Here is a 23585-nt window from a genome sequence, read left to right on the forward strand (position 1 = left end):
GAGGGCCCTTCCCGGAATTTCGAAGGCCATGGATGGCCTGAGAGAAGCGCACATGGATGTGCTCGTAGCGGTTCCGGGAAGGGCCCTCACACCGCCAACCCTACTCCCAAACAAGCAGGCTACCCGATAAACCTCGGAGCCCCAGCCAAACACTCAGTCATACCCGGAAGCAGAACGCAGGATCTGGCGAACTGGCTCCCAGATCGCCGGAGCGGAGATCAGGATGTCGCGGCCATAGAGGTCGGCGGGATAGCCGGCGGGAACGTCGCCGAAATGGCCAGCCGTTGCACCGGCTTCCAGGGCGATGAGGCGGGCGGCGGCGAAGTCCCAGGGGCTGACGTTTTCGTAGTAGATGTCCAGGCGGCCGCAGGCGACCCAGCAGATGTCGAGGGCGGCGGAGCCGATGCGGCGCAGGTCGCGGCAGTTGTGGATCATCGCATCCAGGCGTTTTACCAGCGGTTCCAGGCTGTCTTTGGTGTAGGGGAACCCGGTGGCGAACAGGGAATCGCGGGGCACCGTGGCGCCGCTGTGTTCGATCGGTTCGCCATTGAGGGTTGCGCCTTCGCCCTTGGTGGCGCGGAAGGTTTCGTTGGGGAAGGGTGCATGAACCACGCCGGCCTGGACGCGGCCTTTCTCGGCGTAGGCAATGGATACCGCGACCTGGGGGTGGCCGTAGGCGTAGTTCACGGTGCCGTCGATGGGGTCGACGATCCACAGTGGTGTCTCCAGCTCCTCCGCCTGGCTCAGGTCCGGCATGGATTCTTCTGAGAGGATGCGGTGGTCCGGGAAGCGTTTTCGAATGGCGTCAGTGATGAACTCATCGGCCATGAGATCCGCGTGGGTTACCAGTTCGGTCTGCTGCTTGTAGTCGGTGCGCAGGGTCTTTTTTTCGCGCTCGCGACGAATCAGTTCGCCAGCTTCAAGTGCGATCCGTTCGGCAAAGTCCGTTAAGTCTCTCAAAAGCATGATCCTCTTTGGTGCGTCATATCCATGATTGTATGCGCCCGTGAATATTATCGATATGTGAAGTGCGTCACAGGATGAGTGTTGTTCGATTTAACTCTTCAACTTCATCGGCTTAGTCGCTATATGCGTGACGGACACGTCCTTCCTGGAAACCTTTCATTACAAGATGTAATGACTTTATATCTTTGAAACACATCTAAACAAGCCCCGCCTTGTGAATGCCCCTGTGGACTCCTAGCCTCGGTGTATGGCGCTCATGGATTTGAGTGGCCCTGTAGCTTTACCAACAATGAGAACAACTTTGGAGATTGTTAGCTATGACAGACATGTCCGGCTTGAAGGAAATTGATGGTTTCATCGGCGCTTGCCTGGTGGACAGTGACTCGGGAATGGTTCTTGGCAAGGAAGGAGGTAAGGACTTTGACCTCGATACCGCGGCGGCAGGTAATACGGAAGTCGTGCGTGCCAAGCGTAAGACCATGTCAGCTCTGGATATTTCTGGCAGGATCGAGGATATTCTGATTACGCTGGATGACCAGTATCACCTCATCCGGCTGCTGAACAGCAACGATGCGGTTTTCCTTTACGTTGTGCTCGACAAGGCGCGGGGAAATCTGGGGATGGCCCGGATGGTCACCAAGAAAGTTGAGCAGACTGTGGATATGTCTAGCCTCTAATCCACTGAGTTTAACGACAGATGGGGATCTGCGTTTTGAAGACACTTGCCAGCGTTGGTTTGTCTTCCAAAGACGAGACCGTGTTGAAATCTTTGCTCGATCTGTTTGGCACAAAGACCCGGGATCACTGGGTTTATGCCACCTGGGACCATGCTGACGCTATCGTTCTGGATATGGACAATTCGGAAGCGGTAGCTCAGTGGCGCGGCAGTGATGAGATGAAGCGCCGGATCCCGATTGCTTTATCCGGAGAGGCTTCAAGCCTCTCTGCATCCTACCACTTGCCTAAACCCTTGCGTGCGGCGCCATTGATTTCGGTACTCAACCTGATTGTGGAGCACGGGCAACAGTCTGCAATGGGACAGTCCCGGGGATTTGAGCAGGAGAGTGCCCCGGATGATGTCGACGCTGAGGGCACAGGCTCACTTGCCCAGAGAATCCAGTCGTGTGATGCCCGCTTTGTGAAGGTGGCTTTTCATCGCGGCAAGGTTTTTCTTGATCGTCAGAATCGTCTCTGTGCCACGTCTTTGTCGCTTGAACAGATCTCTGGACTCATTGCGGAGCTATCGGAGGATGTTGAGATAACCGAGAGTGAATCAGCATTTCCCGATGAAGAGACCGGCATGGAGTGGGTGTCTGACAAGCAGTTTTTATGGCTGATTGGTATCTCGGGGTCAGAAGGGCGGCTGCTGGCGGGGTTGGCCCCCGATAGCCGGTTCAAACTGCTGCGCTGGCCTTCCCCGGTATTGATTCGCCGGTCACAGGATTTCATGACCTTGTGCGCCCTGATGAGCCGAAAGTCCGGAGTCACCCTGGAGGAGATTGTTGCCTCGTCAGAGGTTTCCCGAGGTCGCGCCATTGCCTTCATCAATGCGGCGTCGCTCATCGGGACTATCGCTGCCGCACCGGTGAACATTGAATCGGCGCAAGGCAGGGCACCTTCTGCCTCTGGTGTGAGCAAGGGGCTGCTGGCAAAAATTCGTTCTCGTCTGAAGGTCTGACGTCAACAAGAGGCTGTCTTTTGTGTCGGAAATAAAACTGATTATTACCGGAGCGCCCGGCGCGGGGAAAACGACTGCCATTGCGGCCATCAGTGAAACGCCGCCGGTCAGAACGGATCAGGCAACAACGGATGATCTTGCCGACTTGAAGGAAGAAACGACCGTTGCGATGGACTTTGGGGACCTGACGCTGGAAGACGGGCAGAAAGTGTTTCTATATGGCACCCCCGGCCAGCGCCGCTTTGAGTTTATGTGGAAAATCCTGGTGCAGGGCGGCCTCGGCCTGATCTTACTGGTTGATTGCAGCCGGGATGACCCGCTGGCCGATATGGACATGTATCTGGAAAATTTTGCCGATTTTATTGAAGAAACCGGGGTGGTTATCGGCCTGACAAGACGGGACGAATTTGATTCTCCCAGCCTCGATGACTTTTACGAGAGGCTGGATCGATGGGGCACTGTTTTTCCGATTCTGGAAGTGGATGTTCGGAAAAAAGAGGATGTCAGCCTGATGATCAACGCACTTATTTCAACTATCGAGTTTGCATGAGCAAGACTCTGGACCGGAATGGAATCATGAACCAGCCTAGAATCAGTGAGAGTGGAGAGAATTTCTGCCAGGAAGTCTTTGGACACATGATGGAACAGAGCCATGCGGTGTATGGCGTTCTCATCTCAACGGTAGATGGACACGACGTCACTAAACGCTTCAAAAGGGAAATGCCTGCTGCCAAGCTGGCGGCCATGATGGGCTCTGTACTGGCTCTGGGGGAAACCATTGCCAAGGAAGCTCAGCAGGAGCGTTGTCGTTATGTCATTGTTGAAAACAGTGATGGCTTTATTCTGACGCTGAAGCTCAAGGAAAAGTTAGTACTTACTGTTATTGCCTCTGCAGACGCCAATCTGGGATTGCTCCATACGCTGAGCCGGAATGCCGTAGAGAAATTGGCAAAAAGCCTGAGATAAAGAGCCTGCATACCATCGCCCACGTCAGGCGATGGTATGCAAGGAGCCAGAGATCTAATCAGAAAGACTGCTCAGCCAATTCTCTGTCTTGTCCATGGCCGTGACGAGGCGGGGACAGGCCTGTTTAACGAATGCGTCGTCCAGATCCTGTTCTGCGTAGTCGCCACCCGCCAGGTTCAATGCCTCCGCGCCATTGAAATCGACGAACGCCAATCGCGCACCCAGATGATCCGGAACGAAACCGAAATCACTGGCGGGCAGAATCGCCACGCCGGTGTTTTCCAGCAGTGCCTGGCAGAAAGCCTGGCTGGTCTTGATGTCCTTGCTGGCCAGCACGTCGCGGAAACTGTTGAAGTCCGGGAACAGGTAGAAGGCCCCTTCCGGCTTCTGGACAACCGCGCCCATCTCACTCAGTCGGCGGTGCATGTATTCACCCACCACCTTCAGCACCCGCCGCGATTGCTTCAGGTATTCGTCCATATCGTCGCCACCGTTGAAGGCGGCAATGGCGGCATACTGAATCGGGGCGCTGGTGGCGGTGTAGGTTTCACTGGCGATGATGGCCATGGCGTCCTGCAGCGGGCGCAGCTCCGGCGGGAAGATAAACGTCCCCAGACGCCAGCCACCGGCGCCGGCCCATTTGCTCAGACCGGTGCTGATAATGGTGCCTTCCGGGTAATAGCGGGCAATGGATTTGTGCTTGCCTTCAAAATGCACTTCACCATAGATCTCATCCGACAGCAGGATCAGGTTGTACTTGCGCGCCACATTGGCGATGGCCAGCAACTGGTCGTCGGTGTAGGTGCAGCCAGTGGGGTTGGACGGGTAATTCAGGATCAGAATGCGCGGACGTGAAGGGTCGTCCCGGCAGATGATATCCAGTTCCTCGGCGGTCAGCTGCCAGTTGTTCTCCGCGTGGGTTGGCAGCCAGTGTACCGAACGGCCGATAATGCGCGCCTGGGGTGCGTAGGACACCCAGCTCGGGCGCGGAATCAGCAGGTCACCGTAGTAGGCCAGCTGCAGGATAAACAGCAGTTCCTTGGAGCCCGGCCCAATCAGCACATCTTCCCAGGTGCAGCGCATGCGCTCACTCCGGTTGATGTAGCCGGCAATGGACTCCCGCAGGGCTTTCAGGCCCTTGACCGGCAGATAGTCCTTTTCATGGGCGTGATACTGCAGTGCTTTCACTACACGGTCCGGCACCGGAAACGGTGATTGCCCGAGACCCAGCTTGATGATGTCCCGGCCTTCGGAACGGAGCTGGTTGCTCAGCTCATTAATGCGAAGGGTGGCGGAAGGCTGAATGCCCCGAACGTTGAGATTAATCGCGTAGCGGTGATCTGTCTTGATGTTCATGGTCCCGGTCTGCTGGTTGAGGATGACTCTGAGGGTGATCCTCGCAGTATAGGAAACCTGAGCATATCTGTGAGTGTTTGCTTGTAGGTGATTGCCGAAGACAGGCGGCGACTTCAGTCGATGCTTTCCTGCCTGAGTTCGGCCAGCGCCTGGTTGAAGCGGTCCCTGAGTTGCTCGCCCTCGGGGTTTTGCCGTGAAAACGCCGCACGGAACGCTCGCTCCTTGCCAATTGTTCCCGGAACCGCCTCAATGGTTTTCAGTTCTGTTTGGGTGTCCTGATGTTTCTTCAGCAGGAAGTTGCACACTGAATGTTCACAGATGAACAGGTCAATCCGGTCAAACGCGAGCATCCGCAGTCCTGTGAGGTCCGGCCTCTCCTGGCTGATCCTGATGGCCTCCACGTTTGCGGTGTCCAGCCAGGCCATGAATTCGGGTGCGTAACTGTAGGACGACGACAGTCCCACTCTCATGCCTTCCAGGTCATCGAAAGTCTGCCACTCAAACTCCATGTCTGAACGCTTGAAGAAGACGTCACGGGCGGTGTTGATGGGGGCGGTAAAGTAGTAGTGGCGTTCGCGCTGTTCCGAGCGGGTCAGGGTAAACAGAAGATCCGACTTGCCGCTTCTGACCCTCGCTTCCGCCCTGATCCAGGGGAGTACAACAAACGACGGTTCCATACCCATGCGCTCAACAACGTTCTGGATGGTTTCCACGTCTTCGCCGACCAGCTTCCCTTCTTCAAGGTATTCGAACGGGGGGTACTGGGAGGTGGCAATGTTGAGACTGGGCCTCTCTGCAAGCAACGGGCTTGAGAGCATCAGAAAGAGTATTCCGGACGTCAATTGCAACAGCATCGGGGGTGTGGGGTCTCAAGTCGTGTGAGTGTCTTACCGGCGGTTGCAGTATAGCCATCCTGCCCGTTTTCTGCACGGCATGGTACAGCAGGGGGCATAAATCAGTTAAGTCGGTGTGGTTCCAGCTCCATATGCAGGATGCGCGGGCCGAGCATGATGACGCGGCCCACGTACCTTTCCTCTCCGGTAGAGGTAAAATCGAACAGAAAACGCCGCCACACGCGAAGGCGCCCGGCCTCATCCCGCTTGAACCACAGTCCTCGCAGGTAGACGGCGTCGTCCAACAGCATTACATCCATTTTCTTGCAATAGTTCCTGGCTGCCTGCAGGACGAAGTCCTTGATCGCCTTGGCCCGCCACCAGTACCAGATGGCGAACCCCGCGACAAACAGCCAGAACAGCGTGCCCAGGGTCATTGGGCGGGGGCCGATGCCTTGTCACTGTCCCCGTTACCGTATTCTTCCGCAGCGGAACCGTGATGGTCACGGGCCAGCAGGATGTAGAATGCCGGCAACACGAAAATGGTGAACAGTGTGCCGATGCCGAGACCGGCGCTGATGGTCAGGCCGATGGCAAAGCGGCTTTCCGCACCCGGGCCGATGGCGATCAGCAGCGGCACCATGGCAAAGATCAGTGCCAGTGACGTCATGATGATGGGCCGCAACCGGATGGCCGCCGCTTCGATCACCGCTTCGCGCTTGTTCAGTCCCTTGTCGAGCTGCAGGGCGTTGGCGAACTCCACAATCAGGATGCCATTCTTGGACACCACGCCAATCAGGGTGATCAGGCCCACCTGGGTGTAGATATTCATGGTGGCAAATCCGAGCACAATGAACGCCATCGCGCCCGCCACGGACATGGGTACCGAGACCAGGATGATGATCGGATCGCGCCAGCTTTCGAACTGGGCGGCGAGCACCAGGTAAATCACCAACAGTGACAGGAAGAAGGTGACCATCAAGGCGCTGCCCTGATTGGCGAACTGTCGGGATTCACCGGTGTAATCGGAGGTGAAGCCCTGGGGGAATATCTCGTCCGCGGTGGATTCCATGAACGCCATGGCATCCCCCATGGTCACCCCTGGCATCACTACGCCCTGCAGTGTCAGCGAGTTCAGCTGGTTGAACTGGGTACGCTGGGACGGTTCCACTTTGTCCTCAAAACTGATGACACTGCTGAGAGGGATCAGCTCACCGTTATCAGCGCGGATGTAGTAGTCGTTGAGTGCGTCCGGACTCAGGCGGAAATCCCGCTCAACCTGCGGAATGACCTGGTAGGAGCGGCCTTCCATATTGAAGCGGTTGATGTAGCCACCACCGAGCATGCTGGACATGGCTTGCCCCACATCCTGCATCGACAGACCCAGATCGGCGACCCGGTCACGGTCGACCTTGATCTGGGTCACCGGACGATCGAAATCAATGGATTTCTGCAGGAACATGAAGTTGCCACTGGCCATGGCCTTGCCAAGCATTTCATCGGCAACGTCGTTCAGACGGTTGTAGTCTTCCCCGGTGGTGATCACGAACTGAAACGGCAGGCCGCCACCGGAACCTGGCAGCGATGCCGGTGGGAATACCGCCGTCTGCAACCCGGTGATTTGTTTGAGCGCACCGTCCAGCTGAGGCTGTACTTCGAACATGCTCAGATCACGGTTTTCCCAGGTTTCCATCTTGAAGCCGCCGAACACGGCATTGGGAGCCGTAATCCCCAGAATCATGAAGTCTTCGCTGTAGCCGGGAACCTGTTCCATGCGTTCCAGCGCTTCTTCCCCGTGCTCCTCTAGGTAGTCCAGGGTCGCCGTCTGGGGCGCCAGGCCCTGATAGAACAGGATGCCCTGGTCCTCGGTGGGGGCCAGTTCGCTCTGGCTCATCATCACCATGAAGTAAATCGAGGCCAGTATCACGAGGGCAAAGAAGATCACGACGGACTTGGTTGCCATCAGCGAGCTCAGTGCCGCTTTATAGCTGTTGGCGAGCCCGTTGAACGAGTGCTCCACCAGTTTTTCAAAACGTCCGGGATTGCCATGGGGTTTGAGAATCTTTCCGGACAACATCGGTGACAGTGTTAGCGCGACGACGCCGGAAATCACCACAGTGCCCGCCAGAGTGAAGGCAAACTCGGTAAACAGCGAGCCGACCAGCCCACCCATAAACCCAATGGGGGCATAGACTGCCACCAGGGTGGTGGTCATGGCGATGATGGGCACGGCCATTTCCCGGGCACCGTGGATGGCGGCGTCAAACCGGGATTCCCCCTGTTCGATGTGACGATGCACGTTCTCCACCATGATAATGGCGTCGTCCACCACCAGGCCGATGGCAAGTACCATCGACAGCAGTGTCAGCAGGTTCAGGGAAAAACCCATCATCAGCATGACGAAGGCGCCGCCGACCAGGGACAAGGGCACGGCAACCGAGGGCACAATCGCTGCACGGACGGAACCCAGACACAGGAATACCACAACCAGTACGATGAGTAGTGCTTCCACCAGAGTCTGGATGACTTCGTTGATGGAGCTGTCGATAAAGTCTGACGCGTCGTAGGCCAGCCGAACGTCCAGGCCAGATGGCAGCTGGCGTTCAATATCCGGCAACTGGTCTTTCACCAGCTTGGCAACCGTCAGCGGGTTGGCCCCGGGAGACAGTTCGATGGCGACATAGGTGGCGGGCTGGCCCTTGTACAACGCCAATTGGTCGTAAGATTCCGATCCCAGTTCAACCCTGGCGATATCCTTAAGCCGAATCAGGGAACCATCGGATTCCTTGATCACCAGCTCCTGGAACTGGTCCAGGCTTCCCACGTCGGTATCGCTGGTCATGCTGATCTTGGTGTACTTGCCCTCGGTGTTACCCACCGCAGCCTGGTAGTTATTCTGTAACAGTACCTGGACCACTTCCTGGGGTGTCATGTCGACTGCGGACAGCCGCTCCGGGTCAAGCCAGGCGCGCAAGGCGAACTTGCGCCCCAGCAAGTTCGCCTTACCGACGCCGGCCAGCGCCTGGAGCTTGGGCTGGACAACCCGCGTCAGGTAGTCGGTAATCTGTGGGACGCCCAGTTCATCGCCGTAGAACGCAATGTACATGAGGGCCGTTGAGTCCCCGGTGGTAGAGGAAATGACCGGGTCCTGGGCATCTGCCGGCAATACGTTGCGCTGGCTCGCCACCTTGGCCTGGATTTCCGACAGCGCCGCGTTGGCATCGTAGTTAAGCACCATCTTGGCTTCGATGGTGGAAACCCCCTGGGAACTGGTGGAGGTCAGGTAGTCGATCCCACTGGCTTCGGCGATGGCCTGTTGCAGTGGGGTGGTGATAAAGCCCTTGACCAGGTCCGAGCTGGCGCCCGGATAGGCGGTGGTCACGGTAACGGTCGTGCTTTCCAGCTGGGGATACTGGCGAACTTCCATTTCCATGGCTGCCCGGGTGCCGAGCAGCAGGATCAGCAGGCTGACCACCGTCGCCAGGACGGGGCGCTGAATGAATATGTCGGTAAAACGCATTAGTCAGATGCCTCCGCCAGCTGGTCATTGCTTTCCTGTACTTCCACCCGCTGTCCGGCGCGGAGTCTCAGCAGGCCCTTGGCGACGACTTCTTCGCCCTCTTTCAGGCCATCCTCTACGGCAACACGGCCGTTGCGGACTTCGCCGGTCTGGACGGTCCGGCGGTTCACGACCAGGTTGCCATCGTCGTTCTCTTCCACTACGAAGACAAAATCGCCATAGGTGTTATAGGAAATCGCAGTCCGGGGCACGGTGACCACGTCGCGATCCTTTGGCTGTTTGGTCAGGATGGTGGTAAACATGCCGGGCCGCAGGGCATTTTCAGGATTCGCCAGCGTGGCGCGAATGCGCACGGTTCGGGTTTCCGGGTTGACCGAGGTGTTGATGGCGCTGACCTGGCCATCGAAAGTTTGCCCCGGAATCGCGGCGACCGTAGCGGTAACGTCATAACCGGTTGCGATTCTCGGAAGGTCCTTCTCCGACAGTGTGTAATCCACATAGATGGGATCCAGCATGTTGATTTCGACAATCGGCGTGCCGGTGGGGATGTACTCGCCCTGGTCGACCATGCGAAGGCCGAGGGTGCCATCGAAGGGGGCGCGAATCACTTTCTTGTTCAACTGGGCTTCCGCTTCGTTGACCCGGGCACGGGCAGCATCGACGTTGGCTTTGGCTTCATCGAACTGGGATTGTGACACCGCGCGTTTCGGGAGCAGGTCGGATATCCGCTTGAACTCCTGTTCCGCCAGTTGCGCCTCTGCACGACGGGTCCGCAGTGCGGCCTCGTCGATGGCGGCGTCCAGGCGGATCAGGATATCGCCCTTGCTGACGGTGTCGCCGGACTCAAAACCGATGCTTTCAATGACCCCTGGCACTTCGTTGGCCACTTCAATGCCATTGATGGCCTCGACGCTGCCCACGGCCTTGACGGCGGGTGTCCATTGCCCGCCCTGTGCCTTGGTGGTGGAAATCTGGGCGGGCGGTTGTGGCTGCGACAATTGCTCTTTGAGCTGACCAAACTGGTAAAACTTGTAGCCGAAAATGCCACCAAGCACTACGCCAAGGAAGATAATGACGATCAGGAAACGGGAAGCCGTGCGCATAATTCAGGTCCTGGGTATCAGTGTCCATTTGGAAATCGCCAAATGTGGCCAGTCAGGCTTGTTGGCGATTGTCCCTGTTTATCTTTAATGGGGAGAGTATGTAACTGATTCTTAACAGCGATTAATAGAATAGCATCCTATACAAAAACGGGGTGTTTTGTCACCGGTTGAATGCCAGAATACGGCCAGTGAATCGTAAGGGATTACACTATGCATTGGATATTGGGTATTGCCCTGGCGGTGGCGGTCTTTGTCGTTCTGAAGCAATGGGGATCGCTGTCACCCGAGGGAAGAAAGGCTGCTATCTGGAAAGTGCTGCTGGTAGTTGGTGGTGCTGTACTTCTCATTCTGGTGTTAACCGGACGTGTCCATGTCCTGACAGCGGTCGTGGCGGCGCTGGTTCCCTTATTACGAAAATTGCCAGTGTTGTTGAAGTTCGCGCCCTTGGTGAACCGGATATACCGCCAACAGAAACCCTCGGGCAATGACGGGGCCAGCGCCGGTGGTGCCTGGTCCGGTGGTGTGGGGCAGGGGGGCGGAGTCGGGCCGATGTCCGTGCGTGAAGCCTGCGATATCCTCGGGGTGTCTCCGCAGTGTTCAGAGGATGAGGTGATCATGGCTCATCGGCGACTGATGCAGAAGCTCCATCCTGATCGCGGCGGTAATGATTACCTGGCGGCCAAGGTGAATGAAGCAAAAGCGACGTTGCTTACATCACGCAAAACGGCCGCCTGATGGGTCAGAGTATCTCTACCCGAACTTCAACGGTCTGGTTTTCCCTCTGGTCGCCGCCAACCCGATAGGTGATGCCGGAACGGTTGCCGGACTGACTGCGTCGGGTGCTGCCGAGCTCGACCCACTGCCCGGGATCCACCCGCCGAATGGTCATCAGGGCTTCGGTTTCATAGCCGGGGATATCATCCGCCGGGTCTTCCTCGAATGAGACAATATTGAGTTCAATGGTCTGGTCGGAAATAACCTGTGGGCTGACCAGGAAGCCACTGCGTGTCTCTACCTGTCCTAGGATGGCTGCGGGGTTGCGCCCACCCCGGATGGCGATGGGAACGGTTTGTACCTGTCCGGAATGGATGTGGGCTGACTGACCATCCTGTACCACCAGGGTACGTTCCTGGTTGCGGCGCGTTGTCGTGACTTTGCGCTCAACATGGGCATGGGCCTGGCCGTTGTTCACGGTGATGCCGCCACCTCCGCTTTTGGCATCCAGGTTGCTGCGGGTCCGCACGGTGATCCGCATCTGTACCGGGGCGACATCCATGGTTTGCACCAGGGATCCAATTTCGTCCAACACCTCCGGCTCTCCCCGCACGATCATCTGCCGCCCCCTGGCGGTGATGGCAACCTGGCCATCCGGGTACAACTCCCTGACTTGCGCGGCCACCTGCTCCGAGGAGCGGTTGTTGAGCTGGTAGGTACGAGCCTCTGTTGCCGCCAGTGCGGAGAGAGGGGTGGCGAACAGTAGTAGCCACAGGGCCATGATTGCCCCGGTCCGGTGGGAAGTCTGTTTGGTTTTTATCGCGGTCACGGTAAAAGATTCCATTAAAATCGGGTTTGCGGGTTGCAAAGCCGAAAAGCCGGGGTATATATTGAAAAGCATGAAGACTACACACGCGATCTGTCAATTGAATGTTCTGCAAGCTTTCGGTGCGAAACCGGCAGCTGCGGTCGCTGCTGTGTTTTTCTGGTGGTTTGGTTATGGCTTTTATTTTAGCCAGAGCCAGGGCCGCCCATAAGATCTTCATCGACTGAATTACGAGGAAGGCAGCCCGGCAAAACCCAGGCTGCCACCGGACTCGAAGAAGCCCCGACTGGTAGCCCACCCAGCCGGGGCTTTTTTGATTCTGACACAGGGAAACGGAAAACTGACATGAACATGCCACTGAATATCGACACCCTGAGTGAACAGGGCCGCGAGGATACGTCCACGGCGGCGAGCCGCAGGGAAGACATTCTCCCGACAGCCGCAGAGCTGAGAACGCACCTGCCAGTGACTCCCGCCATCGAACGCCAGATTCTCCGCCACCGCAGCGCTATTCGCCGGGTACTCCGTGGCGAAGACCCGCGCACTTTGATTGTGATCGGCCCCTGCTCGATTCATGACGAGGTGGCTGCTCTGGAGTACGCGGACAAGCTTAGCGGCCTGGCGGAGGCCGTCAGTGACCGTTTCCTGATTGTGATGCGGGCCTACCTGGAAAAACCCAGAACCACCGTGGGCTGGAAAGGGCTGTTGTACGACCCGGATCGTACCGGGGCCGGTAATCTCAGCGAGGGGTTGGTGCGGTCACGCCGGCTGTTGCTGAATCTGGCGGAATCCGGCCTGCCGCTGGCGACCGAGGCGCTTAGCCCCCTTGCGATGGATTACCTGGGTGACCTGATCAGTTGGAGCGCCATTGGCGCCCGCACCACGGAGTCCCAGGTTCACCGGGAGCTGGTCAGTGGTCTGCCTATGCCTGTCGGTTTCAAGAATGGCACCGATGGGGGCGTGACAGTGGCCATCAACGCGATGAAATCCGCTGCTCATTCCCATCATCTTCTGGGCGTTGCCAGCACCGGCGTCCCGGCAATGATCACCACCGAGGGCAATCCGGATACTCATCTGGTCCTGCGGGGCGGGCGGGGCATCACCAACTACGACGCCGATAGCATTGGTCTGGCGATTGAGTCGCTGTCCGGTGCCGGTGTATCCACCGCAGTGATGGTGGACTGCAGTCACGATAATGCCCGCAAGCAGGCGGATCGTCAGTTGGACATTGCCCGGGAAGTCATGGCCCAGAAGGCCGCCGGCAACGCCTGCATTCGCGGTCTGATGCTGGAAAGCTTCCTGGAGCCGGGGCGTCAGGATGACGGCGCCGATCTGAAATACGGCTGCTCCATTACCGATCCGTGTATTGGCTGGGCCCAGACGGAGGCTCTGATCCGCTCACTGTAGAAAACAGCAGTTGCCCGGCCAGGAGCAGCAATACGCCACCCATCATCCGGTCGAGCCAGTGGCCGAACCGGTTAAAGCCGCGCCTTACCCTGGGCAGGGTGAAGAATGTGGCGACGAGGGCAAACCACAGGCCGGTGGCCACGGCCATGTAGAGGCCATAGGCGGTTTGCAGTGCGATGGGCGTGTCGGGACTGATCACCACTGAAAACAGTGATACGAAGAACAGGGTAGCCTTGGGGTTCAGTGCGTTGGTCAGGAACCCCAGCCTGAACGCTGCAAATCCGGTTTGTGACGTTCGGTTGCCCGCTTCAACATGAATGCCGCCCGCCCGGGATCTCAGGCATTGCACCGCTATCCACGTCAGGTACAGCGCGCCAATCACCTTGAGAACATTAAACAACAGCAACGACTGTTGAATCAGAATGCCAATCCCCAACAGTGAATAGGTGACGTGCACCAGGATGCCGAGGCCAATGCCGGTAGCGCAGAGCAGGGCATTACGCCGACTCTGACACAACGCCTGGCGAAGCATGATCGCAAAATCGGGGCCCGGACTGGCCACCGCCAACAGGTGAACCAGCGCCACGGTTGCGAATTCGGCACCGTATGTCTGCATTCGATGTACTCCTCTGGTAAGCCGGATAGAGGTAAAAGCTTTTCTGAGTGCCGGTAAGGATATAAGCGATCGCGGAAAATATCCTGTGTGAAAGGCAACAAAATTTGCCGGCTATACTGACGAAGACCATAGTGAACGGATAGTCAGCAGGAGGCGCAGTGATGGACAGACTCACGGTAGACGTTGCGATTATCGGGGCCGGCACTGCCGGCATGGGGGCCTATCGCGCGGCACGTGGTCACACCGACAGCGTGGTGCTGATTGAGGGCGGTCAGTATGGCACTACCTGCGCCCGCGTTGGCTGCATGCCCAGCAAGCTGCTGATTGCCGCAGCGGACAGCGCCTACGGTATGACGCAGGGACCGGTTTTTGGTATTTATCCCGGCGAAGTGCGTATTGATGGCAAGGCCGTCATGGAGCGGGTGCGCCGCGAGCGTGACCGTTTTGTCGGGTTTGTCCAGGAAACCATCGACGAGATGCCGGAAGCCCACCGGCTTTGGGGGCATGCCCGGTTTGTGGATGCTCGTCGCCTGGTCGTTGATGAAACGGTTGAAGTTGTCGCGGACCGGATCGTTCTGGCGACGGGATCCCGCCCCAATATTCCGGGTTTCCTGAAAGAGGCAGAGGACCGCCTGATCGTCAACGATGACATCTTTGAGTGGGAGGAGTTGCCGGCGTCGGTTGCGGTGTTCGGGCCGGGGGTTATTGGTCTTGAGCTGGGGCAGGCGCTGAGCCGGCTGGGTGTTCGCGTGCGCATGTTCGGTGTTGGCGGCGCCGTGGGCCCGATTCACGAGAAGCGAATCCGCGATTATGCCCTGGCAACCTTCAACCGGGAATTTCCGCTGGACCCGGATGCAGACGTTAAAGCCGTGGTCCGAACCGACGATGGGGTCGCTATCACCTTCGCGGATCAGCACAAAGGCGAGGCGACTGAAACCTTTGATTACGTACTGGCAGCCACCGGGCGGAAACCGAATCTGGACCACCTGGATATCCAGAATGCCGGGTTGGAGCTGGATGAGCGCGGTGCGCCGCTGTTCAATCAGTACACCATGAGGTGTGGCGACAGTCATATCTTTATTGCCGGTGACGCCAATAACGACACCCCGCTGCTCCATGAAGCCGCGGATGAAGGCCGAATTGCCGGTGGCAATGCCGGGCGCTATCCGGATGTCCGCGCGGGATTACGGCGCACGCCGCTGGCGGTGGTGTTTACCGACCCGCAGATTGCAACGGTAGGTATGACCATTGATCAGGTGGATCAGCGTTGCCAGGGCTGTTTCGCGGTAGGCGAGGTGTCGTTCGAGGATCAGGGGCGTAGCCGGGTGATCGGCAAAAATGCCGGACTACTGAGAGTTTATGGCGAACAGGGCAGTGGCCAGTTTCTGGGAGCAGAAATGTTTGGTCCCGCCGCAGAACACATCGGCCATCTCCTGGCCTGGTGCGTGCAGAGACGGATGACGGTGAGCGAGATGCTGGACATGCCGTTCTACCACCCGGTTATTGAGGAGGGGGTGAGAACCGCACTGCGGGCTCTCAATCGCAACCTCAATATCGGCCCAGAGGTGATCACACGCTGCATGGACTGTGGCCCCGGTGGGTAGCCACTTGTTGTGCAAGCTGAGTACGGCGCGCCCAGATTTTCTCGTGAAAGAAGTAGGCAACGGTATTGATAGCCGGCTCCACCATGGCAATCAGGCTGCCGATGACGAGGTCACCGGTCAGCACAAATGCAACACTGAAGGCCACGGTAAAATGAGTGATTGCAAAGGTGATCGTTTTCATCAGCGAGTTGTCGCCCTTTGCTCCGTGGTCGTGGATAAACAGTTTGAGCGCGCTCATGTTCAACTCCGCGTAGGTGATGTTGATATGCCCATTTAAAGGGAAGTGATAATCATTTTTAAATAAATTATCTATGGGGTTTTGATAGTCGTCACCTATTTATAGTTTGTGGTTCTGATCGTATCGATAATGATAAAGTTTGGCTATCGAATGAATTGGGACTCTAAACTTCACTAATTTCAATCTTCTGGCTTATATTTGGAGTCAGATTTATTTCAGTAACTGTCAAGGAGGCATGTTATGGGTAAAAATTTCATTGGTCTGGACACGGCAAAGACCGAACAACTCGCCAACGCCCTGAACGATCTGCTGTCGAACTACCAAATCTTCTACATGAACGTTCGTGGTTATCACTGGAACATTAAAGGTGACAACTTCTTCGAGCTTCACGTGAAATTCGAAGAGCTGTACGACGATCTGCTACTGAAGATCGACGAGATCGCCGAGCGCGTGCTGACTCTCGGACATCGCCCGGCACACGCATACAGCACCTACATCGAGAAATCCGAAGTGCCTGAGCGCAAGGACGTCTCCGATGGCAAGGTGGCCATGGAGAACATTGTGGAAAGCTTCGCCAAACTGATCGGCAAGCAGCGTGAACTGCTGAGCCTCGCCGGCGATGCGGACGACGAAGGTACGGTTGCGCTGATGAGCGATTACATCTCGCAGCAGGAAAAAACGGTCTGGATGTACCGCAGCTATCTCGGTCAGTAATCAGCGTTAGGTACATTGAATTGGTGGCGGCCCCGGGCCGCCATTTTTTTTGCCGGTCCGTTGAGCCTCCGTTGGCAGCAATGGTCACTAAACCGCCATATTTGATTAACAAATAGTTAATAAACCCTCTCCATAGTGTGATCACGAAATTCAACACCGATCAAACGTGATCACTGATGGAGAACAAACGAATGAAAAAGCAATTGCTGGCTCTGGCTATCGGTTCCATGGTTGTTGCGCCCTCCGTTGCAATGGCTGACAAGGGACCGATCGTATACGGCAAGGCCAACGTGTCCTACGAAAACCAGGATAACGATGTAGAAGATGCCTGGAAGCTTCAGAGCAATGCATCGCGCCTGGGTGTCAAAGGTGACCTGGATCTTGATTTCAACCAGATCAAGGCGGTCTACAAGGCAGAATTCGAAATCTCGGTTGATGATGGTGACAAGGACGGTGAGACCTTCAGCCAGCGCAACATCTATGGCGGCTTTACCCATGACGCCATGGGCACTCTGATTGCCGGTAAATTTGATACACCGCTAAAAGTAGCTCAAGGCAAAGTCGACCAGTTCAATGACCTGCAGGGTGACATCAAGAACATCATGGCCGGTGAGAACCGCACCAGCAACATTGTGCAATACAGCACTCCCAGGTTTGCAGATGCGTTGTCCGTGAACGTGGCCCTGATTCCGGGTGAAGATCAGGACGAGGGTACAGACGAGAATGGTGTTGCCGACGCGGTCTCCAGTTCCATCGTATTTGATCAGGGCATGTTCTACGGCTCCCTTGCCTATGACTCCGAGATTGAGGATGAGCTGGTTGCTGATTCCACGATGGATGGTCGATTGAACATTCTGCGTGCCACTGGCCTGGTTCGGCTCGACATGTTCGAGCTTGGCGCCTTGTACCAGTTGGCTGAAGAGGAAGACGGTGAAGGTGAGGAAGACAGCTATCTGATTAGCGGTGCCGTGAAGTTCGACCGGGTGAAACTGAAAGCCCAGTATGGCCTGACCAAAGCGGACCTTTCAGACGAAGAGCTGACTCTTATTGGCGTTGGTGCTGATTACAGGCTTGCCAAGAAGAGCAAGGTCTACGCCTACTTCTCACAGGTAGAACAGGACATCGGAGATCAGGAAGACACCACCTTCGGTGTGGGCTTTGAACACAAGTTCTCTATGTAAGACCGAAGTGCTGAAGTAAAGAAACGCTGTATCGTGTTGGCGTCATTGTTTGCCGGGGCAATTGCCCCGGCTTTTTTGTCTCCGCTCTTAAACCGCGACATCCAGTGGCGGCACCTCCTGATGCAGGAACCACTTCTCAGTCACAACCTTGCGGGTAAACCAGTGTGAGCGCATCAGAGTGCTGGCCAGTGGTACTTTGACCCATTCCGGTAACTGCCAGCCCTGTTCCGTCTCTGATACGCGGTTGCCAAACCGTTGGGCGATGGTTTCACCATAGGCCTGCAGTGTCTGGGCTGAATAATCATCGGCATCGCGGATAACCTGGGCGGCGATCAGTGCGGATTCGATGGCCGGGCGGATACCTTCCCCGCTCTGGGTGTAAGCCAGGCCGGCGGAATCCCCGATCAATATCACGCCATCGTCCACCAGGGGGCGCTCCGCGTGGTCGTACAATAGATAGGCATGGCCTTTGAAGCGCCCGGGCAAATCTGCCGGGATACGTCCGCTGGCTTTCATTTCCTCCACAAATCGTTCCAGGTGCTCGGTGAGCTTGTGGTTGTCTTCGCGGCCCAGGCCAATATTCAGGAAATTGCCCTTGCGGAAGACCCAGGCATAACCTTTCAGGTCCCGGCAGAACCAGAGTTCCGGTGTGTCTCCCCGGGCCTCGCAAACCTCGGATTGTTCCGGCGTCATTTCAAACTCGACTTCTTTGGCGGCGACCACAGTTTCATGGCCTCCTGGGCCATCGCCCAGGAGCTTGGCAACCGGGCAGAAGTGGCCACCGGCGCCGACAATGAGTGGTGCCTCCCAGGTGTCATTGACCACCCAGTTGCCGTTTTTCCTGGTAATGGATTTGACCGGGGTGCCGAGTTCCTGTGAAGCGGTCACCCGGCTCAGCAGGTAATGGTCGAACTCGCAGCGGCGAATGCCGTAGCTGACCACGTCGCCATGATTATTCTCCACCGCTGGCTGGCCCATCATACCGATGCGGAAACGACGGATGGGTTGCAGGGTTCGCTCCTGTTCGTAGTCGGCTGTATCGATGCCAAGGCTAGCCATCACCGCCGGGGTGACCCAGCCCGCGCAGGTTTTGTCCCGTGGGAAGGTTTTTTTGTCGATGACAAGAATGCGCTTGCCGCTGTCCTGCAGTGAATGGGCCAGGGTCGACCCGGCCGGGCCGGCACCAACAATGATCAGGTCGTAGTAATCCATTAACGGGCCTCCGGAGCTGCCGGGAAAGTGTAGAGATCCTGCCGGTTCTGAGGTAACCGGTTATTGTCGCCATGGGTGAATACCACCTGAAACAGCTGTAGTGAGCCGGCACGGAAAGCAGCAATGGAACCGGCCAGGTACATACGCCAGGCGCGGGTGAAATGCTCGTCGTACATATCGGTTACCTGGTTTTCCCTTCCGGTGAAACGATCCATCCAGTGGGTCAGGGTCTGGGCGTAATGCAGGCGCAGGTTTTCCACATCCAGAACGGAAAAATCTCCGTGTTCGCAGAGGGTCATGAATTCGCCAATGCTGGGGGGGTAGGCCCCGGGAAAAATGCGTTTTTCGATCCAGGCATTCATCAGCATCGGACGGTTTCGGCCAATGCTGTGGAGCAGGGCAATGCCGTCCGGTTTCAGGGAGCGCTTGATCAGCTCCGACAGTGCCGGGTAGTTGTCCTTGCCGACGTGTTCCAGCATGCCAATGGACACAAAGGCGTCGTACTGACCCTGAATGTTTCGGTAATCGTCTTCCACATACTCAATCAGGTGATCCAGTTGCTGGCGCTCGGCCTCTTCGCGGGCATAGGCCAGCTGTTCCTTTGAAATGTTGTAGGCATGCACCTTCACACCGTAATTCCTGGCCATGTAGCGGGCGAGGCCACCCCAGCCGCAACCAGCTTCCACCACGGTCATGCCGGGCTTCAGGCGGAGCTTGCGACAGACATGTTCCAGCTTGGCCAGCTGTGCCTGCTCCAGGGTGAGATCAGGACGTTCGTAATAGGCGCAGGTATATTGCATCTCGGCCTCGTCCAGCCAAAGCCGGTAGAACTCGTTGCCGAGATCGTAGTGGTGGTGGATGTTCTCCTTGGCCTCGGAAATGCCGGTCGGCCGGGGATTATGATTGCGCCATAGCGCATCAAGCCACTTGGGCCAGCGCTGGCGGGCCTGGTGAACAGCGCGGTAAAGTGCTTCCATCAGGTCTGGCAGATCGCCCTCGACCTCAAGGCGACCGGCGCTATAGAGATCGCCAAATGCCAGATTGGGGTTGGTCACCAGGGAATACAGAGCTTTCGGATCGGTCAGACGAATGGTGAAGCGGGCTTCACCGGCCTCCGGTTCAATGACCTCGTCATTCCAAAGCCGGAGCCGGACCGGAGGTGAGCCGGCCATGCGCATCAACTTGGCGACCAGCCAGAGTTCATAGGAATGAGGTTCACGGTCAACCTGGAGCTCTTCCAGGGGGAGCTTCAGAACGTGGGCTTTCTCATCGTTCTGTTGACTGGAATCGTCCGTTTTCCGGGCAGTGCTCTGATTCATGAATTCCCGTCTCCCTTTGGTTGCCGGTTTATCACGAGGTTCGTCCGACCTCATAAAATGATGGTTCAGCGGACAGGGCGTGTCCCGAAATCATAGCGGAGAAGCGCCTTCTTATTGATTCAGTATAGAAAACGATCAGGTTTTGTCATGTGGAGGGGGTATTAAAGATATTGATCAACCGAATAGCTGTCGGTTGATCAAGCGCCTGGAATGGCAGAAGGAGAAGGGCCGGAGAGGCTCCGGCCCTGGTCTGGGTCAGTAGGAAGAACTCATCCCGAACATTTCCGGGAAGATGACGATGAGCGCAAGTACCAGCATCTGCAGCAGAATGAAGGGAAGAACCCCTTTGTAAATGTCTGTTGTCCGGACATTGGGTGGGGCGACTCCCTTGAGGTAGAACAACGAGAACCCGAATGGGGGGGTCAGGAAACTGGTTTGCAGGTTCATGGCGATGAGGATGGCAAACCACAGCATGTTGATGCCCAGGGCTTCAGCCACCGGCGCCAGGATCGGCACGATGATGAACGATATCTCCACGAAATCGATAAAGAAACCCAGTACCAGAATGACCAGCATGGCCAGGATGATAAAGCCCCATTTCTCGCCCGGCAGCTGCAGCAACCATTCTTCCAGCAGGTAGTCGCCGCCGGTGTAGCTGAATACCATGGAGAACGCGGTGGCACCGATCAGGATGGCGAACACCATGGCAGTGACCTTGACGGTATCCTTGGAGGCATCCCATACCATTTTGAAGGAAAACTGCCGATAGATAATCGCCAGAACGACAGCTCCCACGCCGCCCAGTGCAGAGGATTCAGTGGGTGTGGCAATACCGGTGAAAATTGAACCTAGCACCACGACGATCAGTGCCAGCGGCGGAATGATGGCCAGCAGCGCATTGAAAACTTCCTGTTTACGGGATACGCCGCTTTCATCAGGCATGGCCGGTGCCGTTTCCGGTTTGAAGCGCGTCATGATCAGGATGTAGCCAATGTACAGGCCGATCAGCACGACGCCGGGCCAAACTGCGGCCTTGAACAGGTCGCCCACCGGCAGGCCGAGTACGTCACCCAGAATGATCAGTATGATCGAGGGTGGCACGATCTGTCCCAGAGTACCGGAGGCGCAAATGGTTCCGGTCGCAAGACGCTTGTCGTATTTGTGAGCCAGCATTACCGGTAATGAGATCAGACCCATGGCCACAACGCTTGCACCAACGACGCCGGTCGAGGCGGCGAGCAGTGCGCCCACCAGGATGGTGGAGATTGCCAGACCGCCGGGCAGGCCGCCAAACAGGCGCCCCATGGACGTGAGCAGCTGTTCCGCCAGCCGGGTGCGCTGCAGCACAACACCCATGAAGATGAACAGGGGCACAGCCATCAGCACGGTATTCTGCATCACGCTCATGATGCGGTAGGGCATGAAGGCAAACAGGTCCATGCCCTCGGCAAATATGCCGAAGAAGAGCGCCACACCACCAAAGGTGAACGCTACGGGGAAGCCCAGCATCAGCATGATGAGGGCCACACCAAACATTATCATACCGATCATGCCAGTCCCCCTGCGCTGTGTTCGCCTTCGTATTCTTTTTCACCGGACATCACGCGCAGTGCGAAGGTCGCCATGTTAAGGCCGGCGATGGCGGTGAATATGGCCGTCAGGGGGATAACGGACTTGATGATCCAGCGATGGGGAAGACCGCCGGGATCGCCGCTGCCTTCACCCATGTTGTAGGAGTCCAGGGCGAATTCGTAGCCATAGGTGCCAATCAGGTAGGCGAACGGGATGACAAAAATGAACGCCCCCACCAGATTGACCCATGCTTTGGCTTTATTGCTCCAGCGGGTGTAGAACACATCCACCCGCACGTGTCCGTCTGTGCGCAGGGCGTAGGGAATGCCGAACAGAAAGACCACCGAATAAAGGTGCCATTCCATTTCCTGCATGCCGATTGAAACGTCATTGAAAGCGTAGCGGGCAACAACATCGTAAAAAACGTTGGCTGCCATCAGTATCATTGCGACACAGGCAATCCAGCCGCAGAGAATGGACAGACGGGCCAGGCCCTCGTCCAGTTTGATAATCCACCGCATTGATGATCCTCCGCCAGATGGCCTGGCGATTTTTCGTTGCTATAAACGACAAAGCCGGGATCACCGCTCGAGCGATCCCGGCTTTGTTAATGCCTATATCTTACTCAACTTCGGTCATGGTGTTGAGGTACGCACGCTCAGAAATATCTGTATAGGCGCGGCTCTGCTCGAGGTAGTTCTGCTGGGACTCGATGATTTTGGCCGCCATCTCGCTGCCTTCAGCGGATTCCTTCAGCAGTTTCTTGTTGGCATCGTACATCGCCTGGAAAATGTCATCCGGGAACTGTTTGATCTGCACGTTCGGATATTCTTCCTTGATGTTTGCCCAGGCTTTGGCGTTTTCATGCTGGGAGTGCACCAACATGTCGTAGGACGCGGTGCGCATGGCCACACGCATGATTTCCTGCAGATCCGCCGGCAGTTTTTCCCATACGCGCTTGTTCACCAGGAACTGCAGTTCGGTCGCGGGTTCGTGCCAGCCGGTGTAGTAATAGTCGGCAATCTGCTGGAAGCCTAAACGCAGATCCAGAGCTGGACCTACCCACTCAACCGCATCGATGGTGTTGCGCTCAAGGGCGGTATAGAGTTCGCCCGGGGCGATGTTGGTCGGGTTGACGCCCACCTCTGCAAAGACCTCGCCGGCGAACCCGGGAATGCGCATTTTAAGGCCTTCCAGGTCTTCCAGAGATTTGATTTCCTCACGGAACCAGCCGCCCATCTGCACGCCGGTGTTACCCCCTGGGAAAGACAGCATGTTGTGGGGCTCATACACTTCCTGCATCAGCTCCATGCCGCCGCCGTGGTAGAACCAGGCGTACTGCTCCATGGCATTCATGCCGAAGGGCATGCTGGTGAAGAACAGGGTTTCAGGAACCTTGCCTTTCCAGTAATAGGACGCGGAGTGGCCCATGTCGTACTGGCCAGCCTTGACCATGTCAAAGACACCGAACGGGGCTTTGTGCTTGTTGGCGGAGTCAATGCGGACTTTCAGTCGACCGTCGGACATTTTCTCAACGGTTTCGGCGAAGCGCTTGGTGGTGTCACCGAAAATAGGGAAGTTTGGTCCCCAGGTTTCGGCGAGACGGAGTGTGAAGGTGTCTTGGGCGAGCGCCTGTGCGGAGGCAAGGGTAGTTGCGACTGCCAGCACAGTAGCGGAAAGAACAGAACGGATCTTCATTGCTCTTCTATCCTCTGGTTTGGTTATTGTCTTTTTAGGGTGTTGCCGGAGCGTTATCCGTT

General features: G+C 56.8%; 23 protein-coding genes. 9 read left to right on the plus strand and 14 right to left on the minus strand.

Annotation, left to right across the window (positions count from 1 at the left end):
• Positions 1-153 precede the first annotated feature (153 nt).
• A complete protein-coding gene (locus ACQUWM_RS14420; protein ID WP_428922631.1) occupies positions 154-960 on the minus strand; it encodes an inositol monophosphatase family protein in 807 nt (268 codons plus the stop codon).
• Between the two features lie 323 nt (positions 961-1283).
• Here ACQUWM_RS14420 and ACQUWM_RS14425 point away from each other — a divergent pair, with 323 nt between their 5' ends.
• From ACQUWM_RS14425 to ACQUWM_RS14440, 4 genes are read left to right on the plus strand one after another with little or no spacing between them, the layout of a single operon-like run.
• Entirely contained in the window at positions 1284-1643 is a 360-nt protein-coding gene (locus ACQUWM_RS14425; RefSeq protein ID WP_407002806.1) for a roadblock/LC7 domain-containing protein, read from the plus strand.
• Between the two features lie 35 nt (positions 1644-1678).
• Complete coding sequence (locus tag ACQUWM_RS14430) at positions 1679-2644, plus strand: hypothetical protein (RefSeq protein ID WP_428922632.1); 966 nt, start codon at positions 1679-1681, stop codon at positions 2642-2644.
• A gap of 22 nt (positions 2645-2666) precedes the next feature.
• Positions 2667-3194, plus strand: coding sequence for a GTP-binding protein (locus ACQUWM_RS14435; protein ID WP_407002804.1), 528 nt, complete (start codon positions 2667-2669; stop codon positions 3192-3194).
• On the plus strand, positions 3191-3610 hold the full coding sequence (locus ACQUWM_RS14440) for a roadblock/LC7 domain-containing protein (protein ID WP_428922633.1): 420 nt from the start codon (positions 3191-3193) through the stop codon (positions 3608-3610). Before ACQUWM_RS14435 ends, ACQUWM_RS14440 begins: the two co-directional genes overlap by 4 nt.
• A gap of 54 nt (positions 3611-3664) precedes the next feature.
• On the opposite strand, the gene ACQUWM_RS14445 is transcribed toward ACQUWM_RS14440, so the two are convergent.
• The 5 genes from ACQUWM_RS14445 to ACQUWM_RS14465 all read right to left on the minus strand — a co-directional run bounded on the left by ACQUWM_RS14445 (position 3665) and on the right by ACQUWM_RS14465 (position 10422).
• Positions 3665-4966 carry a pyridoxal phosphate-dependent aminotransferase gene (locus ACQUWM_RS14445; RefSeq protein ID WP_428922634.1) on the minus strand — a complete coding sequence of 434 codons (1302 nt, stop codon included), beginning with the start codon at positions 4964-4966 and terminating at the stop codon, positions 3665-3667.
• A 113-nt stretch (positions 4967-5079) separates the two neighbouring features.
• Positions 5080-5784 carry a substrate-binding periplasmic protein gene (locus ACQUWM_RS14450; RefSeq protein ID WP_407002801.1) on the minus strand — a complete coding sequence of 235 codons (705 nt, stop codon included), beginning with the start codon at positions 5782-5784 and terminating at the stop codon, positions 5080-5082.
• A gap of 137 nt (positions 5785-5921) precedes the next feature.
• Entirely contained in the window at positions 5922-6236 is a 315-nt protein-coding gene (locus ACQUWM_RS14455; protein WP_407002800.1) for a DUF3301 domain-containing protein, read from the minus strand.
• Entirely contained in the window at positions 6233-9319 is a 3087-nt protein-coding gene (locus ACQUWM_RS14460; protein WP_428922635.1) for an efflux RND transporter permease subunit, read from the minus strand. Before ACQUWM_RS14460 ends, ACQUWM_RS14455 begins: the two co-directional genes overlap by 4 nt.
• Positions 9319-10422 carry an efflux RND transporter periplasmic adaptor subunit gene (locus ACQUWM_RS14465; RefSeq protein ID WP_428922636.1) on the minus strand — a complete coding sequence of 368 codons (1104 nt, stop codon included), beginning with the start codon at positions 10420-10422 and terminating at the stop codon, positions 9319-9321. Before ACQUWM_RS14465 ends, ACQUWM_RS14460 begins: the two co-directional genes overlap by 1 nt.
• Before the next feature lie 210 nt (positions 10423-10632).
• On the opposite strand from ACQUWM_RS14465, the gene ACQUWM_RS14470 reads away from it, so the two are divergent.
• The gene (locus tag ACQUWM_RS14470) at positions 10633-11157 is read left to right on the plus strand and encodes a DnaJ domain-containing protein (protein WP_428922637.1); all 525 of its coding nucleotides are present in this window, start codon (positions 10633-10635) and stop codon (positions 11155-11157) included.
• Positions 11158-11161: 4 nt separating this feature from the next.
• On the opposite strand, the gene ACQUWM_RS14475 is transcribed toward ACQUWM_RS14470, so the two are convergent.
• Positions 11162-11965 carry a secretin N-terminal domain-containing protein gene (locus ACQUWM_RS14475; RefSeq protein WP_428922638.1) on the minus strand — a complete coding sequence of 268 codons (804 nt, stop codon included), beginning with the start codon at positions 11963-11965 and terminating at the stop codon, positions 11162-11164.
• A 342-nt stretch (positions 11966-12307) separates the two neighbouring features.
• On the opposite strand from ACQUWM_RS14475, the gene ACQUWM_RS14480 reads away from it, so the two are divergent.
• Positions 12308-13369, plus strand: coding sequence for a 3-deoxy-7-phosphoheptulonate synthase (locus tag ACQUWM_RS14480; protein ID WP_407002795.1), 1062 nt, complete (start codon positions 12308-12310; stop codon positions 13367-13369).
• On the opposite strand, the gene ACQUWM_RS14485 is transcribed toward ACQUWM_RS14480, so the two are convergent.
• On the minus strand, positions 13314-13985 hold the full coding sequence (locus ACQUWM_RS14485) for a LysE family translocator (protein WP_407002794.1): 672 nt from the start codon (positions 13983-13985) through the stop codon (positions 13314-13316). The genes ACQUWM_RS14480 and ACQUWM_RS14485 overlap by 56 nt on opposite strands.
• A 161-nt stretch (positions 13986-14146) precedes the next feature.
• On the opposite strand from ACQUWM_RS14485, the gene ACQUWM_RS14490 reads away from it, so the two are divergent.
• Positions 14147-15589, plus strand: coding sequence for a dihydrolipoyl dehydrogenase (locus ACQUWM_RS14490; RefSeq protein WP_407002793.1), 1443 nt, complete (start codon positions 14147-14149; stop codon positions 15587-15589).
• Here ACQUWM_RS14490 and ACQUWM_RS14495 read toward each other — a convergent pair.
• Complete coding sequence (locus tag ACQUWM_RS14495; protein ID WP_407002792.1) at positions 15555-15827, minus strand: DUF2061 domain-containing protein; 273 nt, start codon at positions 15825-15827, stop codon at positions 15555-15557. The two genes, ACQUWM_RS14490 and ACQUWM_RS14495, sit on opposite strands and share 35 nt — an antisense overlap.
• Before the next feature lie 240 nt (positions 15828-16067).
• Between ACQUWM_RS14495 and ACQUWM_RS14500 the strand changes: the two genes are divergently transcribed.
• Both ACQUWM_RS14500 and ACQUWM_RS14505 read left to right on the plus strand, forming a co-directional pair.
• Positions 16068-16541: a Dps family protein gene (locus tag ACQUWM_RS14500; protein ID WP_407002791.1), complete on the plus strand. Its 474-nt coding sequence runs from the start codon at positions 16068-16070 to the stop codon at positions 16539-16541.
• A 191-nt stretch (positions 16542-16732) separates the two neighbouring features.
• Positions 16733-17722: a porin gene (locus tag ACQUWM_RS14505; protein ID WP_407002790.1), complete on the plus strand. Its 990-nt coding sequence runs from the start codon at positions 16733-16735 to the stop codon at positions 17720-17722.
• An 87-nt stretch (positions 17723-17809) separates the two neighbouring features.
• Here the strand turns inward: ACQUWM_RS14505 and ACQUWM_RS14510 are convergent, their stop codons facing one another.
• The 5 genes from ACQUWM_RS14510 to ACQUWM_RS14530 form a co-directional block, all read right to left on the minus strand.
• Positions 17810-18934, minus strand: a complete 1125-nt coding sequence (locus ACQUWM_RS14510) for an NAD(P)/FAD-dependent oxidoreductase (protein ID WP_407002789.1) — start codon at positions 18932-18934, stop codon at positions 17810-17812.
• Entirely contained in the window at positions 18934-20253 is a 1320-nt protein-coding gene (locus ACQUWM_RS14515; RefSeq protein ID WP_407002788.1) for a class I SAM-dependent methyltransferase, read from the minus strand. The genes ACQUWM_RS14510 and ACQUWM_RS14515 overlap by 1 nt, the downstream gene beginning before the upstream one ends.
• A gap of 255 nt (positions 20254-20508) precedes the next feature.
• Positions 20509-21804 carry a TRAP transporter large permease gene (locus tag ACQUWM_RS14520; RefSeq protein ID WP_407002787.1) on the minus strand — a complete coding sequence of 432 codons (1296 nt, stop codon included), beginning with the start codon at positions 21802-21804 and terminating at the stop codon, positions 20509-20511.
• On the minus strand, positions 21801-22346 hold the full coding sequence (locus ACQUWM_RS14525; protein WP_407002786.1) for a TRAP transporter small permease subunit: 546 nt from the start codon (positions 22344-22346) through the stop codon (positions 21801-21803). The genes ACQUWM_RS14520 and ACQUWM_RS14525 overlap by 4 nt, the downstream gene beginning before the upstream one ends.
• Before the next feature lie 100 nt (positions 22347-22446).
• The gene (locus tag ACQUWM_RS14530) at positions 22447-23523 is read right to left on the minus strand and encodes a TRAP transporter substrate-binding protein (protein ID WP_407002785.1); all 1077 of its coding nucleotides are present in this window, start codon (positions 23521-23523) and stop codon (positions 22447-22449) included.
• Positions 23524-23585 lie beyond the last annotated feature (62 nt).

This window comes from Marinobacter sp. DUT-3 (assembly GCF_050379435.1).
In the GTDB taxonomy this organism is placed as follows: domain Bacteria; phylum Pseudomonadota; class Gammaproteobacteria; order Pseudomonadales; family Oleiphilaceae; genus Marinobacter.